At 55.3% G+C, this 14882-nt stretch carries 10 protein-coding genes and 1 tRNA gene; 2 read left to right on the top strand and 9 right to left on the bottom strand.

The genetic code is table 11. The features are described 5' to 3' along the window. Positions 1-34: 34 nt before the first annotated feature. The 3 genes from ACQY4Z_RS23860 to ACQY4Z_RS23850 form a co-directional block, all read right to left on the bottom strand. The gene (locus ACQY4Z_RS23860) at positions 35-775 is read right to left on the bottom strand and encodes a cytochrome c biogenesis CcdA family protein (RefSeq protein ID WP_428525422.1); all 741 of its coding nucleotides are present in this window, start codon (positions 773-775) and stop codon (positions 35-37) included. Between the two features lie 142 nt (positions 776-917). Further along, the gene (locus ACQY4Z_RS23855) at positions 918-1958 is read right to left on the bottom strand and encodes a TAXI family TRAP transporter solute-binding subunit (protein WP_428525420.1); all 1041 of its coding nucleotides are present in this window, start codon (positions 1956-1958) and stop codon (positions 918-920) included. Between the two features lie 224 nt (positions 1959-2182). Continuing rightward, on the bottom strand, positions 2183-2449 hold the full coding sequence (locus tag ACQY4Z_RS23850; RefSeq protein WP_133947289.1) for a hypothetical protein: 267 nt from the start codon (positions 2447-2449) through the stop codon (positions 2183-2185). 396 nt (positions 2450-2845) lie between these two features. Here ACQY4Z_RS23850 and ACQY4Z_RS23845 point away from each other — a divergent pair. Continuing rightward, positions 2846-2921, top strand: a tRNA-Lys gene (locus ACQY4Z_RS23845). A gap of 350 nt (positions 2922-3271) precedes the next feature. Here the strand turns inward: ACQY4Z_RS23845 and ACQY4Z_RS23840 are convergent. The 6 genes from ACQY4Z_RS23840 to tpiA all read right to left on the bottom strand — a co-directional run bounded on the left by ACQY4Z_RS23840 (position 3272) and on the right by tpiA (position 12757). Beyond that, complete coding sequence (locus ACQY4Z_RS23840) at positions 3272-6439, bottom strand: efflux RND transporter permease subunit (RefSeq protein ID WP_428525418.1); 3168 nt, start codon at positions 6437-6439, stop codon at positions 3272-3274. After that, positions 6440-7603 carry an efflux RND transporter periplasmic adaptor subunit gene (locus ACQY4Z_RS23835; RefSeq protein WP_409687736.1) on the bottom strand — a complete coding sequence of 388 codons (1164 nt, stop codon included), beginning with the start codon at positions 7601-7603 and terminating at the stop codon, positions 6440-6442. Positions 7604-8878: 1275 nt separating this feature from the next. Beyond that, a complete protein-coding gene (locus ACQY4Z_RS23830) occupies positions 8879-9703 on the bottom strand; it encodes a VOC family protein (RefSeq protein WP_428525415.1) in 825 nt (274 codons plus the stop codon). A 30-nt stretch (positions 9704-9733) separates the two neighbouring features. Continuing rightward, positions 9734-11362: a CTP synthase gene (locus ACQY4Z_RS23825; protein ID WP_133947282.1), complete on the bottom strand. Its 1629-nt coding sequence runs from the start codon at positions 11360-11362 to the stop codon at positions 9734-9736. Between the two features lie 132 nt (positions 11363-11494). After that, positions 11495-11887: a preprotein translocase subunit SecG gene (gene secG / locus ACQY4Z_RS23820; RefSeq protein ID WP_428525413.1), complete on the bottom strand. Its 393-nt coding sequence runs from the start codon at positions 11885-11887 to the stop codon at positions 11495-11497. Positions 11888-11998: 111 nt separating this feature from the next. Continuing rightward, positions 11999-12757, bottom strand: a complete 759-nt coding sequence (tpiA, locus tag ACQY4Z_RS23815) for a triose-phosphate isomerase (protein WP_428525411.1) — start codon at positions 12755-12757, stop codon at positions 11999-12001. 205 nt (positions 12758-12962) lie between these two features. On the opposite strand from tpiA, the gene ACQY4Z_RS23810 reads away from it, so the two are divergent. Next, a complete protein-coding gene (locus ACQY4Z_RS23810; RefSeq protein ID WP_428525409.1) occupies positions 12963-14882 on the top strand; it encodes a SurA N-terminal domain-containing protein in 1920 nt (639 codons plus the stop codon).

Raw genomic sequence — 14882 nt, 5'->3', positions numbered from 1 at the left:
AAGAACTTCTCCAATTCCAACCCATGAACGGCGTTTATCCGATGTATTGGAACGCCGGGAACGTCTCCAAAAGCCAGTACGAAAACACGGCCATCTGCCCGGTCAGGAACATGATCCCTGTCAGGACGAGGACGCCACCCATGGCCTTCTCAACAGTGCCCATGTGCTTGCGGAAGCGTTTCATGAAGCGCAGGAAGGGTTTGGCAAACAACGCAGCGATCAGAAACGGAATTCCGAGGCCCATGGCATAGGCTGTCAGAAGAACCGTTCCCTGCAGTACCGTATCTTTGGCCCCAGCCACAAACAGGATTGCGGCCAGAATGGGCCCAACGCAGGGTGTCCAACCAAATCCGAACGCAAGTCCAATGACATAGGCGCCTATCGGGCCTGCGGGTTTCTGGTCCACATGCACGCGAGCCTCTTTGTAAAGAAGACCGATCTTGAACACGCCAAGGAAGTGCAAACCCATCACGATGATGGCTGCCCCGGCGATATATCCAAGATAATCCAGATACATACGTATGAATTGACCAAGGAAACTTGCGGTAGCGCCGAGGAGAACGAAGACCGTCGAGAAGCCGAGCACAAAAACCAGTGCGCTGAAGAAAACACGCCGCGAGGCGGCCTCATCCGTGTCGTCTTCACCCGTCAACTGATCCAGTGAGACCCCGGCGAGATATCCGAGATAAGGCGGCACAAGCGGCAGAACGCATGGAGACACGAAAGATAGGACCCCGGCAAGGAGGGCGCCGATGATGGTGACGTCTTGGATCATTCCAGAAAATATTCCCTGTGGGCCGAAGCGGTCTTAATGCAATGTGTGTCTTTTATCCGGGCAAAGCTGCCGACACAAACACGCCCTGGTCACCATTTGGCGAGCGGTTATGTTAAACGCTTGCTCTTTGGGTACAGACGTTTCAGGGCAAATAGCCTTGATCTTGATAAAATTGCACTGCGCCAAGATGTAGCGGTGCTTCCGTTTTCGCTTCAAAAAGTTGGGCTCCATCCAGATCTGTGAGAGCTGGATGGACCGTTCTGAATCGCTCAATGTCCGACAACAGAGATTTTAGGACGGTTGAAACAGCATGAGCAGGCATTTGCTCGACAGTGACGAGCAATGCGCGCGTCCCGATGGTTTCAATCGCATTGTGCTCTCCATAAGCTCCTGAAGGGATCTCGGCGGCGCGATAATAGGCAGCATCAGCCACCATCTTCTCTGAGATGCCAGCACCGATCTCAATAAACCGAACCGGGCACACCTCTTGTGTTTCTTCAATGACGCCCGCTGGATGACCAATCACAACAAAATACGCGTCGATTTCGCCGGAGCACAGCGCTTCACCCAGCCCGGAGAGATCTTCTTGGGTAATCGCTGCGCGATCTTCCTCCGACCAGGGAAGGTGTTGCGATAACTGACCCCAGGTCGCGGCAGAACCAGAGCCCGCCGGACCGATGTTGATGCGCTGTCCTTTCAGGTCAGAGATGTCCATGAAACCCGAATCTGCTCGCACGACGATGGCTGCCATTTCGGTATGCAGTCCGGCAACGACCCTCAGATCCGCCATGGGCCCAAATTCAGCAAATACGGACGTTCCCAAATAAGCATGGTGTTGCCAGTCGGCCTGAACGATCGCGAAATCAACATCGCGATTCCGAAGTTGTTTGAGGCTCCCAACCGATCCGCGGCCAGCTTCAGCAGCACACCGCACGCCGTGTTCAGACCGGCTTTCGTTGACGGCCCGGCAGATCGCAGTGCCCGCCGGATGGTAGACACCGGTCACTCCGCCTGTGGCCAATGTAAGAAACACTTGGTCCTTTGCAGCGGCCGGTGCGGTCAAAGCAATACAGCAAATACTTGCAGCGGCGATGAGATAGCGGTTGCTCGGGATTTGCGCGATCACGGCCATGACCTTCTTGCCTAATGCACACGCACGCGCCAGTGTCTGATACCGTAGCACACTTCACCTCTTCCAAATGCTGATGCTGTGACTGCACCCATACCAAAGAGATGAAGCCGCGGCCAGATAAGGCAACAGCCGTTCGACACCGGGGTTATATTTCCCGGCCATGTTTGTCGTGTGAGCCGCGTCCCGGCTGCAAATGGAACCGCAAAACGCGACGTTATATTTTTGCTTGGTGAAGAATTGAGCCCGCTAAAACCTGGGCCCCTGCGTGCACCGCCTCAGTTGATGCGCCCGCCGTCGATCACTGCAAATATCTGGCCCTTCAGAGAATCTTCAGATTCGCCATTTCGAAGCCCCTCACGCCACTGATCAATAATCAAACGTAAGCTGAGCGTTTCCCGGTCATTTGGTAGATCTTTTACAAAGGCTGCAAAAAAACTGTCCAGACGCTCCCGATCGAGCGCTCCTTGATCAATCAATGCATGAATCAACGTCATTGTCGCCGCAATATGGCCTTTAACGAAATCAAACTCGATCGAGCTCATCTGCGTCTCATTATTATTTGTGTACATGTAGCCTCTCAATGTTGACATCAAGCTACAGCACTAAAGAACACGCCGCTAGATGACAGTTTTCGCAGTAGAAAAGAAAATATTTTCATAAATATGAATCAAATGAAGTCGTGATTATGTAATCATCGAAACACAGAACAGCGTATGTTCACCATCAATACCGATATACTTTACAAGCCTATCTGATACCTTTCCCTAATCAGTTTTGACGTGGAATGATCATTCTACCCACACCCCTCCCCGCATTTTTTACAGTCCTGTAGAAAAAATCAAAATTGCCTCTTGCATTGTGTCCGGTGACGGCATAAACACAGCGCCACCGACGAGATGCGGCGCAAACGCGGCACCATAAAACGTCGGTTTTGGTGAGAGCCGATAGCTCAGCTGGTAGAGCAACTGACTTTTAATCAGTAGGTCCAGGGTTCGAACCCCTGTCGGCTCACCAAATTTCTTCAAAGATAAATATCAGATCCCCCTAGAAGTGCAAACCGAGGTTTCGCAACCTTCTGCGCTGATGCATTGAGGCGGGTCAAATACGGACGTCAGTCTTCTCGGGGTCCCGCAACAAAATTTCCCTTCGCTGCATTTTGATACAGACTGCGATGCGCTCCAGAATCGCTATCAGCCGGTTCCACCAAAGAGATGATTCTGGCTTTCCCAAAGACAACACACAGGTATCAGTATTTGATCCCGACCGATGTCGATAAGGTGCAAGCGGCGCGCACCAATGCCAAAACAAAAAAGGCTCCGAAACGCTCCGGAGCCTTTTGTTTTTTTAACTGTGTGATGCGCAGTTTACGCCGGCTGAGCCCCTGTCTCACCGCCCTCAGACGGAGCCTGCGGCGGCTTGGCCCCAAACCAGCCTTTGACCGTTTCGCGCATGCTCTGGAGGCTTGCATAAAGAACCGGAATGAGCATGACGCCGATTGTGGTTGCGAAGAACATCCCGCCAAAGACGGCAAAGCCGATGGCTTTCTGACTGGCCGCGCCTGCGCTCGATGCGGTCATCAATGGAACGACCCCGAGAAGGAACGACAAAGCCGTCATCATAACGGCGCGGAACCGCAAATGCGCCGCCTCAATGGCCGCGTCCTTGATCGACATGCCGCTTTCACGTTGTTCGATCGCGAACTCAACGATCAGGATCGCATTCTTCGCCCCAAGACCGATCAACATGATCATACCAATCTGGGTATAGAGGTTCACATCCCCACCGGTCACGGCCACGGCCACCAACGCACCAAGAAGCGCGAATGTCACCGACATCAGGATCGCCACGGGCATCGTCCAACTCTCATACTGAGCCACCAGGAAGAGATAGGTGAAAATGACCGAGAGTAAGAGAATGAACATCACGATCGAGCCAGAGCCTTGCTGCTGCAGCGCCGTGCCCGTCCATTCATAAGCATACCCCGGAGGCATCGCTTCCACCGCCGCTTGCTCAACGGCATTTATCACGACACCCGTCGAAGCGCCGGGCGCTGGATCGGCCATAAGGGCCGCGGAGCGGAACATATTGTAGCGGGTCAGGATCTGCGGCCCGAGCACATTTTCCGTTGTCACCAAACTGCGCAAAGGCACCATGGTTCCGTCGGCTGAGCGGACATAGAGATTGCCAATGTCATCCACACGGTCGCGGAACTGTCCCTCCGCCTGGATCATGACCTTGTAGACGCGGCCGAAAATGTTGAAGTCGTTGATATAGAACGAGCCAAGATAGGCCTGAAGCGTTGTAAACACATCCGACACGTTCACCTGAAGCGTTTTGGCCTTCTCACGATCAAGATCGACAAAGACCTGCGGAACGTTTGCACGGAAGGTTGAGTAAGCCCGTGCAATCGCCGGGTTCTGGTTGGCCGAATAGACCATCGAGCCGACGGCGGATGCCAGATCCTGCGGACTACCGCCCGCGGTCTGTTGCAGCATCGCCTGAACACCGCCGGTGGTTCCAAGTCCCGGAATCGGCGGCGGGTTAAATGCGATGATGTTTGCGCCGGGAATTGTTGAGAATTCCGCCCAGAACTTGCCCAAAATCGAATTAATATCGAGACCTGGTTCCTGGCGCTCATCCCACCCGGTCATCGTCGCAATAACAAGAGCGGAATTCGAGGAGGTGGCCCCGTTGAGGATTGAGTATCCGTTCACGAGGACGATGTTCTCAACGCCAGGCGTCTTGGTCGCCAAATCCACGACTTGCTGGGTGACACCCTCTGTCCGTCCAAGTGCTGCGCCATCCGGCAGCTGAACATCGACCATCAGGTAGCCCTGATCTTCGAGCGGCAAGAAGCCCTGCGGCAAGGTACTGCCGAGCGTCATGATCATGGCCACCGCACCTGCGACCACCACGAGCGACAGGACAGCAACACGCACCAAACGGCGCACAATCGCTGTGTACCCATCCCGGATCGACATGATCCCGCGGTCAAAGATGCCCATGATTCCCTTAGGCGGACCGGACCGTGCCTTCAGGATCAGGCCACAAAGCGCCGGTGACAGGGTCAATGCGTTGATCGAGGATATGATCACCGAAACGGAGATGGTGACCGCGAACTGCGAATAGAGCTGTCCGGTAATCCCGGGCATAAAAATAGTCGGCACGAACACTGCAAGCAGAACAAGCGTGGTTGCAACAACCGGTCCGGTGATCTGCAACATCGCTTTGGCGGTAGCTTCCTTCGGTCCAAGCCCCTCATCGGCAATGATGCGTTCTACGTTCTCAACGACGACGATCGCGTCATCCACCACGATCCCGATCGCCAGAACGAGTGCGAACAAGGAGATTGTGTTCAGCGACATTCCGAGCGCCAGAAGAACACCAAATGTTCCGATGAGAGAGACCGGGATGGCTACGGTCGGGATGATCGTCGCCCGCCAATTCCCCAAGAAGATAAACACAACCGACACAACCAGCAGGAAGGTCAGGAACAGGGTAGAAATCACGTCGTTCAAAGACTGCTGCACGAAATCCGTGGTGTCGAACGGCACGCCATATTCAACATCCTCCGGGAAGTTTTCCGAGAGCGACTCAAGACGTGCTTTCACAGCATCTGCAACGGCGAGTGCATTCGCGCCCGGTGCCTGGTAAATCGCCAGAACCGTCGATGGCTGACCATTGAACTGACCGCTTGCATTGTAGAACTGTGCGCCGCGCTCCACGCGGGCCACATCCCCGATCGTCACGACCGCGCCATCGGAACCGGTCCGCAGCACGATTTGTTCGAATTGCTCGGCTTCCGCCAAACGGCCTTCCGCCTTGATCGTGTACTGGAACTGCTGCCCCGCCGGCACGGGCGGCGCCCCGATCTGGCCCGCTGCCACCTGAATGTTCTGATCACGAACCGCGTTGATGAAATCTGTCGGTGTCATGCCAAGGCTGGCAAGCCGATCCGGATCCAGCCAGATGCGCATCGCATAGGCAAAATCCGTCATCACATCCGCGCGGCCGACACCCTGCACGCGCGCAAGCGAATCCTTCATGTAAATCGAAGCGTAGTTCGACAGAAACAGCTCGTCATAGGTGCCATTCGGGGAATAAAGCGTGACAACCAGCAGCATGTTCGTGCTTGCCTTTTGCACTGTGACCCCGTTTTGCGTCACTTCAGATGGCAATTGGCTGGTCGCCTGGCTGACCCGGTTCTGCACGTTGACCGTTGCGATATCCGGGTCTGTTCCGACGGCAAAGGTGACATTAAGTGAATAATTGCCGCTGTCGTTGCTGGTTGACTGCATGTAGATCATGTCGTCAACGCCGTTCACCTGCGCCTCAATCGGCGCGGCAACCGTTTCTTCCAAAACCTCGGCGTTCGCGCCGGTATAGGTGGCAGCAACATTCACCACCGGAGGGGTAATATTTGGAAACTGCTCAACCGGCAGAGACACATATCCCAACAAGCCGGCGAGCGTAATCACAATGGAAATGACCAGCGCGAACTTCGGCCGGTAGATAAAAAAGCGTGAAAACATTTAGCTGCTCTCCGCCGGCTGTGAGGCAAGAACCGGATCGACCTCAACGCCCGGGCGGACTTTCTGCAGCCCTTCGACAATCACTTCGGCGCCCTCATCGAGGCCCTTTTTAACAACGAAGTTCGTGTCGACCTGCTGACCCAGATCCAGATAGACCTGCTTCACGGTCTTGTCGTCGGCGACCTGAAGCGCAAAATCGCCCTGCTGATCCCGCTGGATTGCAGATTGCGGCACCACAAGGGCTGTTTCTGTTTCGGGAGCCTCAAGAATGACGGTGACATAGGTCCCAGCCAGCAGGCGGATGTCTTCGTTGGCAAACTGGCCGCGGAAAGCGATCGTCCCGGTGGTTGGGTCGACTGCATTGTCGATATAAACGATTTTGCCAACTTCCTCATATTGCTGACCGTTCGGCAGGATCAGCTTGATATCAGGAGACTTGCTCGCATCAATGTCAGACGGATTGATGCCGTGGTTCTTTACAGCATTGAGATACTCAGACTCGCTCACGGAGAAATTCACGTAGACCGGTGCAAGTCGAATGAGCTTGGCAAGCGGCTGGGTGTTGGGTCCAACCACTTCGCCCACACTGTAGGTCGTCTTGCCCATCTGGCCGGGGAATGGCGCAGAGACATCCGTATAGCTAAGGTTTAGCTCGGCTTGTTTCTGAGCGGATTCAGCGGCCTCAACCAAGGCTTCGGCTTGCTCTTTCTGAGCCAGTGTCGCTTCGTAAGCAGCTTCAGAAACATGACCCTTTTCAAAAAGATCCTTGTCGCGCTTTTCGTCAGCTGCCTTCAGCGCCGCATCAGCCTTGGCGCTGGCGACATCTGCCTTGGCCTTCAACAAAGATGCCTCGTACTGGGCCTTTTCAATCGTGAAAAGCTGATCGCCCTTTTTGACGACCGACCCATCCGGCACAGCCTTGTTTTCCAGGAACCCACTGACCCGGGCAACCAGGTCAACCTGATCGACAGCGGCGACCTGACCCACAAAGCGCGCACTCTGTCGAATGTCGGTTTTTTCGATCTTCGCAACAGTCACTGCCGGAGGCGGTGGTGCTTCAGCCTGCTGATTTGCGCTGTTATCAGAACATCCTGCGAGGACAGCAGCAGCTAATAACGGTGCAGCGGCGAAACGGGTTTTGAGGCTAAAACGCTCAAAAAACATAAGGGTAGGCTCCCACGTGATGGCCAATCCGGCCAGACCAGTGATTTGCCTTTCACTATAAAAGGAGTTCCCGTTTCAACAAGCGATTATTCAACTTTCACAGTGCGCAAGGTCCGGAAGCCGCTGGGGTATTTTCAACGAACTACCCGGGCGAAGACCTGAGTATCTGCAGAATTGTTGTAATAAAGAGGCCGATCGAATGAGCCGGCAAAGGAATTTCTCAGCTTACGCCAACGCATACGAAAGCGCCTATACTGGGAATACTTCACGCATGATGTTCGGCTCAGCGGCCACCACCGCGGCCGACTCGCCGAGGCGGCGGCTCAATATATTTGCCGCCGACATATGTACCGGGTTCGCCAGGCGTTGCGCCAGTTCCACCGCCCGTTGTCGGGGAACATCCAACCAATACCGCGCCGATCAGAAGCGTCGGGGCAAGAACACGGAGTGACCTTTTGGACTGATTAGCATTCATGAGACAACGTCCATCCAAATCATCCGGCAAGAGGCGCAAATCACATCACTCAACTTGAGCTTGGGCCGGTAGCTATAATTTGAAGTCAATCGAGCGTGTATTCAAGGGGCACAGCGGACCAACCCGCATAGATCAGCGCCCGCCGCCCATCCCGCTACCGACAAATCGAGGCGGCGGGGCATTGTATTTTCCATTCGTGAAAGTCCCGACTTCTCCTGTCGAGCTTTGACCACTGTTTGTGGTTGGAGAACATCCGGCCAAGACAGCACCGGTTAAAAGCATCGGAACCAGAAATCGGGATGCATATTTAAGTTTTTCAGGTCTCATCAGATACCATCCGTTCAATTAATCTGACAGATGCAACAGTCACGCCTAAACAAAGCTGCCACAGAGTGGATCTCTATCAGGTAACCGTTACAAGTTTCGGCACGGAAAATAGACCGATAAGTGCGTGTTATCGCCCACCACCGGATTGTCCGCGTCCGACTTGCCGTGGCGGCGGCTCAACATACGTTCCATTAGAAAAGCCACTGGGGCTTCCGCCAGTATTGGCGGTCGGCGAGCAGCCAGCCAACACAATCGCCGAAACTGCGGCAATGGCAGTCTTTGACGCCAAAGCCTCAAACCGCATCTTGATCATGACAAACACACGCTCCGAGATCCAAATCGCGAGTCGAAAACGATCGCGTTCTTAATCGGATATATTGCGACTTAGAGTTTCAACAAGGGCTGTCGCGAAGACGTGACTGGTGCTGGTGAGTGTTATCCCTGCGTGGCAGAGGCAGTCCAAGAAGTGAAAATCAGCCAGTCGGGCTTAAGATAAGCGTCAGGCCAAACAAATCATTTGCAGGCACAACTTGCCGCGTTTTCAAACCTTTGCAGCCGACCTCGAGCGCTGCGATTTGCGGAAGGTCGCCTGACACCGCATCGGCGGCCTTATCCCCGATCAAGGACCTGTAGGCGCGCGGATTAAGAACCACGACCTGACCACGTGCTGTTTCAAGTTCAAGGCCAAGGCTGGTTGCCCGCATCTCCCGCTGGCCAGTGAAGCCACCCAGGAACTCGTGATGATCAGACGGATCTTTTGCCAACATGTAAACCGCTTTGACGGTCTGAGCGCCATTGGCATGGTTTTGCAGCGCTGGCTGCCAGAAGTTTTCCGGAAAACGGTTGTGGCAGGTGAAGTAACCGATCTCAGGGCTCTCAGGATCTCCAACGATTGTCAGATCAAACCCCACTTGCGCCGTCGTTCCATCCGGCCGGTTCGCCACCCGTTCAAATGAAAACGGGTCATACAGCTGTAAACCGGCCCGTTCGAAGTCGGACCGATCTGTTTTGGGATCCGCGCTGTCGAGGACCAGCATGCTGGCCCCTTCCCGCTTTTTCAAGAATTCCCGGTTAAAGCCGCCAAAAGAAAACGTTGATCCATCGGTTTCCGTAATCAGGCTGTCGTCGGCGATGGAGAGAATTTCAAGGAAAAACCCGTCCACCTGAATGAGCCGGTTGGCAGTTCCCCAGGAATGGCGGTTTTCCGGTGATGTCGTAAACCCGAGGGGCTCGAAAGCCGCAGCAGCGGCCCCAAGGTCATGAACGGGCATTACGACATGATCCAGGCCGCGCACCATTACTTCAACTCCATTTCCTGAAATGCGACCTTAAACCAAACGGCTTTGTCGCAGCGCTGCACCGACAAAGGATGCAAAGAGCGGATGTGGTTCAAACGGACGTGATTTCAGTTCCGGATGGTACTGAACGCCGATGAACCAAGGATGGTCCTCAATCTCCACCGTTTCCGGCAGAACGCCGTCCGGAGATGTGCCGGCAAAGATCAGCCCGCAGTTTTCAAGGCGATCCCGGTAATCGATGTTCACTTCATAGCGGTGACGGTGACGCTCGGAAATCGACGTAGAGCCATAAACCTCGGCAATTTTGGAGCCAGGCTTCAGGGCCGCAGGATAGGCACCGAGACGCATCGTGCCGCCGAGATCACCATCCTCAACCCGCATTTCCTTGGCGTTGCCTTTGGTCCATTCCGTCATCAGACCGACAACAGGTTCGCTGGTTGGGCCGAACTCTGTGGAGCTCGCCTCTTTGATACCGGCAAGATTTCGGGCCGCTTCAACGACCGCCATCTGCATGCCGAAGCAAATCCCGAAATACGGAATATCTCGGGTCCGCGCATAATGTGCAGCTGCTATTTTGCCTTCCGCGCCACGCTCGCCAAAACCGCCGGGAACCAGAATACCGTGGACACCTTCAAGGTATGGGCTCGGATCTTCCTTCTCGAATGTTTCCGATTCGATCCATTCCAGATTGACCTTGACCCGGTTAGCTATGCCGCCATGAACCAGGGCCTCGATCATGGATTTATAGGCGTCCTTTAGAACGGTGTATTTGCCGACGATGGCAATTTTAACTTCGCCCTCAGGGTTGGCAACAGCCTCGGAAATGCCCTTCCAACGGTCGAGCACCGGCGCTGGGGCCCCTTTGATGCCAAATGCCGCAAGGACTTCGTCGTCGAGGCCTTCCTTGTGATAGGCAATCGGTACGTCATAAATGGATTTGACGTCATAAGCTGGAATGACCGCAGTCTCACGGACATTACAGAACAAGGACAGCTTGCGGCGTTCGTTTTCCGGAATTGGACGGTCACAACGCACCATGAGAATGTCCGGCTGAATACCGATTGAGCGCAATTCTTTTACAGAGTGCTGTGTCGGCTTGGTCTTCATCTCCCCAGCTGCCGGAATATACGGCATGAGGGTCAAATGAACATAGACCGCATCGCCCCGCGGCAGATCATTGCCGAGCTGACGGATTGCTTCAAAGAACGGCAAGCCTTCAATGTCGCCAACCGTACCACCGATTTCCACGAGCACGAAGTCGTAGTCCTCGTTGCCACTGAGGACGAAATTCTTGATCGCATCGGTGACATGCGGAATCACCTGCACCGTACCGCCCAGATAGTCACCACGGCGTTCCTTGGCGATGATGTCCTGATAGATGCGTCCGGTTGTGATGTTATCCTGCTGGTTGGCAGGACGTCCGGTGAACCGCTCATAGTGGCCGAGATCAAGGTCCGTCTCGGCCCCGTCGTCGGTGACATAGCATTCGCCATGCTGATACGGGCTCATCGTGCCCGGATCCACGTTCAAATACGGATCGAGCTTACGAAGCCGAACCTTGTAGCCTCGGGACTGGAGCAGAGAGCCCAGTGCAGCCGAAGCAAGACCTTTTCCTAGCGAGGAAACCACGCCGCCGGTGATGAAAATGTATCGCGCCATGGAGCAATACCATATCCTTTCGAAAGGCCATTTGACCATTCGGGAGTTACGTTCTTAACACATAAAAATGCCCTGCGATTTGGGCCGCAGGGCATATGTTAGGCGAATAGGCCGGGTTCCGGCGCCGCTCTGTTACTGAGCAGCTGGAACCTGTGGCCCGGAGGGTTGGCTCTGTTGTCTGAGCGAATCAAGAATTCCGCCGCCACCGGCACCGGAGTCGGTATCAGCACCTGGCGCAGCAGGCGCACCGCTTGTTGCAGCTGGTGCGGCATCAAGGATGGATGCCGGGCTGTCTTCGTTAGAGGCTATCAGGCTTAGCGTTAGAGACGTTGCGAAGAACGCAACAGCAAGAATGGCCGTCGCCCGTGTCAACACGTTGGCTGTTCCGCGGCTGGACATCAATCCGCCGCCTCCACCGCCGCCGCCGCCCATGCCGAGCGCACCGCCTTCAGAACGCTGCAAAAGGACTACAAGCACCAAGGCCAGAACGACCATAAGGTGGATCACGATGACTACGGTTTCCATCGGCTTCCGTTCAGTTCAGAAATACAAGATTGGCGGCCTTCTACACCACAAGAAGGCCGCTTACCACCCATGAATTGATGCTTCTTGTTCAAAGCGTCAAGGTTTGGTGGCTTATTGATAAGCGGCAAGGATCCCCAGGAAATCGTCTGCTTTGAGGCTCGCACCGCCAACGAGCGCCCCGTCGACGTTTTCCACAGCCATCAGTTCTGCTGCATTACCGGGTTTCACCGACCCGCCATAGAGCAAACGCATGGCACTGCCCTCGGCGCCAAACCTTTTGGCAAGATCGACCCGCATGGCCTCATGCATTTCTGCAACATCACCCGCTGTCGGGGTCAATCCAGTTCCGATTGCCCACACAGGCTCGTATGCAATGACTGTGTTTTGCGCAGTTGCGCCATCCGGTACTGAGTCCCCCAACTGACGCTCAACGACTGCAACAGCGTCGCCGGTTTTCCGTTCCGCCTCGGTTTCGCCAACGCAGATGACGGCAACAAGACCAGCTGACCAGGCCGCTTGAGCCTTGGCGTTCACATCTGCATCCGTCTCGCCATGATCAGTGCGGCGCTCAGAGTGTCCGACGATAACGGCCTTTGCACCTGCATCAGCGATCATACCGGCAGATATGTCACCGGTATGCGCACCGGACGCCGCCGCGTGGCAGTCTTGTGCGCCGATGGCCATAACGTTGCCGGTCACTTTTTCGGAAAACGATGCGATCAAGGTCGCCGGAGGACAAATCATCACATCCACGCGATCAGCCAAATCTTCCGAAATTCCAGCCAGCATCTTGTGAAGCTCTGCCTGGCCGGCCTTCAGGCCGTTCATTTTCCAGTTTCCGGCCACCATCGGCTTGATCGGCGTGCTCATTCATGTCTCCTGCAGATCCGCATTTTGCGCCTATAGACCAGATGCAAAGCCGCCATGCAATGGGTCAGCGAAATGTCATGAAGATGTTTGTTCTTGCCGCCTTGCTCGTTTATGAAGGCCTCATTATGATCCGCCCGCTCCGCTAGCGAGCCGGACCACGGCGCCCGACAGGCGCCCGCATGAGACGAAAGAAACGGGAGACGTCATGCTTGACTCATTGCGCAAGGGCGCAGGTACCTGGATTGCAAAACTGTTCATCGCCCTGCTGATCTTCAGCTTCGCGATCTGGGGTGTGACAGATTTCCTCCAGGGCTACGGCCAAAACACGGTCGCCAAAGTCGGCGAAAAGGAAGTCTCCCTTCTGGAATTTGACCGCATGTACCGCCAGGACCTGAACCGGCTTGGTCAACAGTTCGGACGTCCGTTGACGCCGCAGGAGGGTGCATCGCTCGGTATTCCGCAGCAAGCGCTGGCCCGCCTCATTGGCCAGGCCGCGATGAGCAATGCCGCGCAGGAGCTGAAAGTTGGAATCTCCGACGATCGCCTGGGCGCTATCATCCAGTCGGATCCGGCGTTCCAGGGTGCTTCCGGGCGGTATGACCGCAGCCGCCTTCAGCAGGTGCTGAACGCCAATGACTACCGGGAAGATGAATATGTGATCTTGCGCCGTCAGGAAGCAGAGCGCAGCCAATTGATCGAAGGCCTGATCGGGGGCATGAGCGCGCCGCAAGCCTACCTTGCAGCATTTGACGCCTTCCAGAAGGAGACACGCTCGGTCGAGTATGTTGCCATCGCTGCAGAGCAAATCGGCGACATCGAAGACCCCGCAGAAGATGCCCTTGTCACCTACTATGATGGCAAGAAGGCGGACTTCCGGGCACCCGAATACCGCGAAATCAAGTATGTCGAACTGGTTCCGTCCGCGCTTGCGCGTCCTGAGGACATCAATGACGCGGATACCCGGTCAGAATATGATCGCCGGATTTCCGACTTTGCCGAACCAGAGCGCCGCCGTGTGCGCCAACTGTCGTTTAACTCCGATGAAGATGCACAGGCCGCAGCAGAGGCACTGGCCAGCGGCAAAACGTTCGCAGACCTGATGGCAGACCGCAATCTGACCAACAATGATGTCACGCTCGGCGTAATGTCCCGTGCGGACTTCCTCGACGATGCGATCGGGGACGCAGCCTTCGCGCTTTCCGCGGGCGAAACCAGTGATGTCATTGATGGCCGTTTTTCCGACGTCATCGTGAACGTGGAAGAGATCATTCCGGCAAACACGACACCTTTTGCGGATGTGCGTGACGAAATTGTTGAAGAGCTCGCCCTGGAACAGGCAGAACGCGAAATCCTCGACCTCCTGGATGAGATCGAAGACGCACGTGCAGGCGGTGCGCTTCTTGACGAAATCGGCGAACGCTTCTCCTTGGCTGTCAAAAGCACCGGCTCTTTCGACCGCGAGGGCAAGACCACAATTGAAACCGATGCCATTCTGCCGGATGCGGAAGGCCTGATTGCGGGCGCGTTCGACAGCGACATCGGCATTGAAAACGACGTCCTTCAGATCGGTAATCGCGGATACCTCTGGTACGACGTGACCAGCGTCACTCCAGAACGGGATCGTGACCTCGACGAAGTTCGGGATCAGGTTATTGCTGCCTGGAAATCGGATCAGCTGAACGAACGCCTCAGCCAAAAGGCAACAGATCTGTTGGCGAAAGCCGAGAGCGGCACCAGCTTGGGCGACCTTGCCGCTGCCGAGGGCGTATCAGTTCAAACCGCAGAAGGTATTACCCGCAGCGTTCCGACCGGCGACCTTGGCCGCGATGCCCTTACCGCGATTTTCGAAGGGCCGGCTGGCTCTGTTGCGACAGCCGAAACGGCCGACGGCAACGGCCGGGTTGTTCTGAAAGTCACCGGTTCTGAGATCCCAGAGTTTAACCCTGAGACGTCCGAGGTCACAGCGCTGGAAGGACAGCTCTCCCAACAGGTTCAAAATTCCTTGCTGGATTTGTTTGTTGCGGAACAGGAAACCCGGGCAGGTGTTGACATCAACAGCGCTGCTGTAGCCCAGGTCATCGGCTTGAACCCGGATGGAACGGCTCACAGCGGCAGCGGAATGTAA

The sequence above is a fragment of the Roseibium sp. genome (genome assembly GCF_965276855.1).
Taxonomy (GTDB): domain Bacteria; phylum Pseudomonadota; class Alphaproteobacteria; order Rhizobiales; family Stappiaceae; genus Roseibium.
Note: the sequence above shows the minus strand (reverse complement) of the source record. Positions and strands in the feature narration are given on the sequence as shown.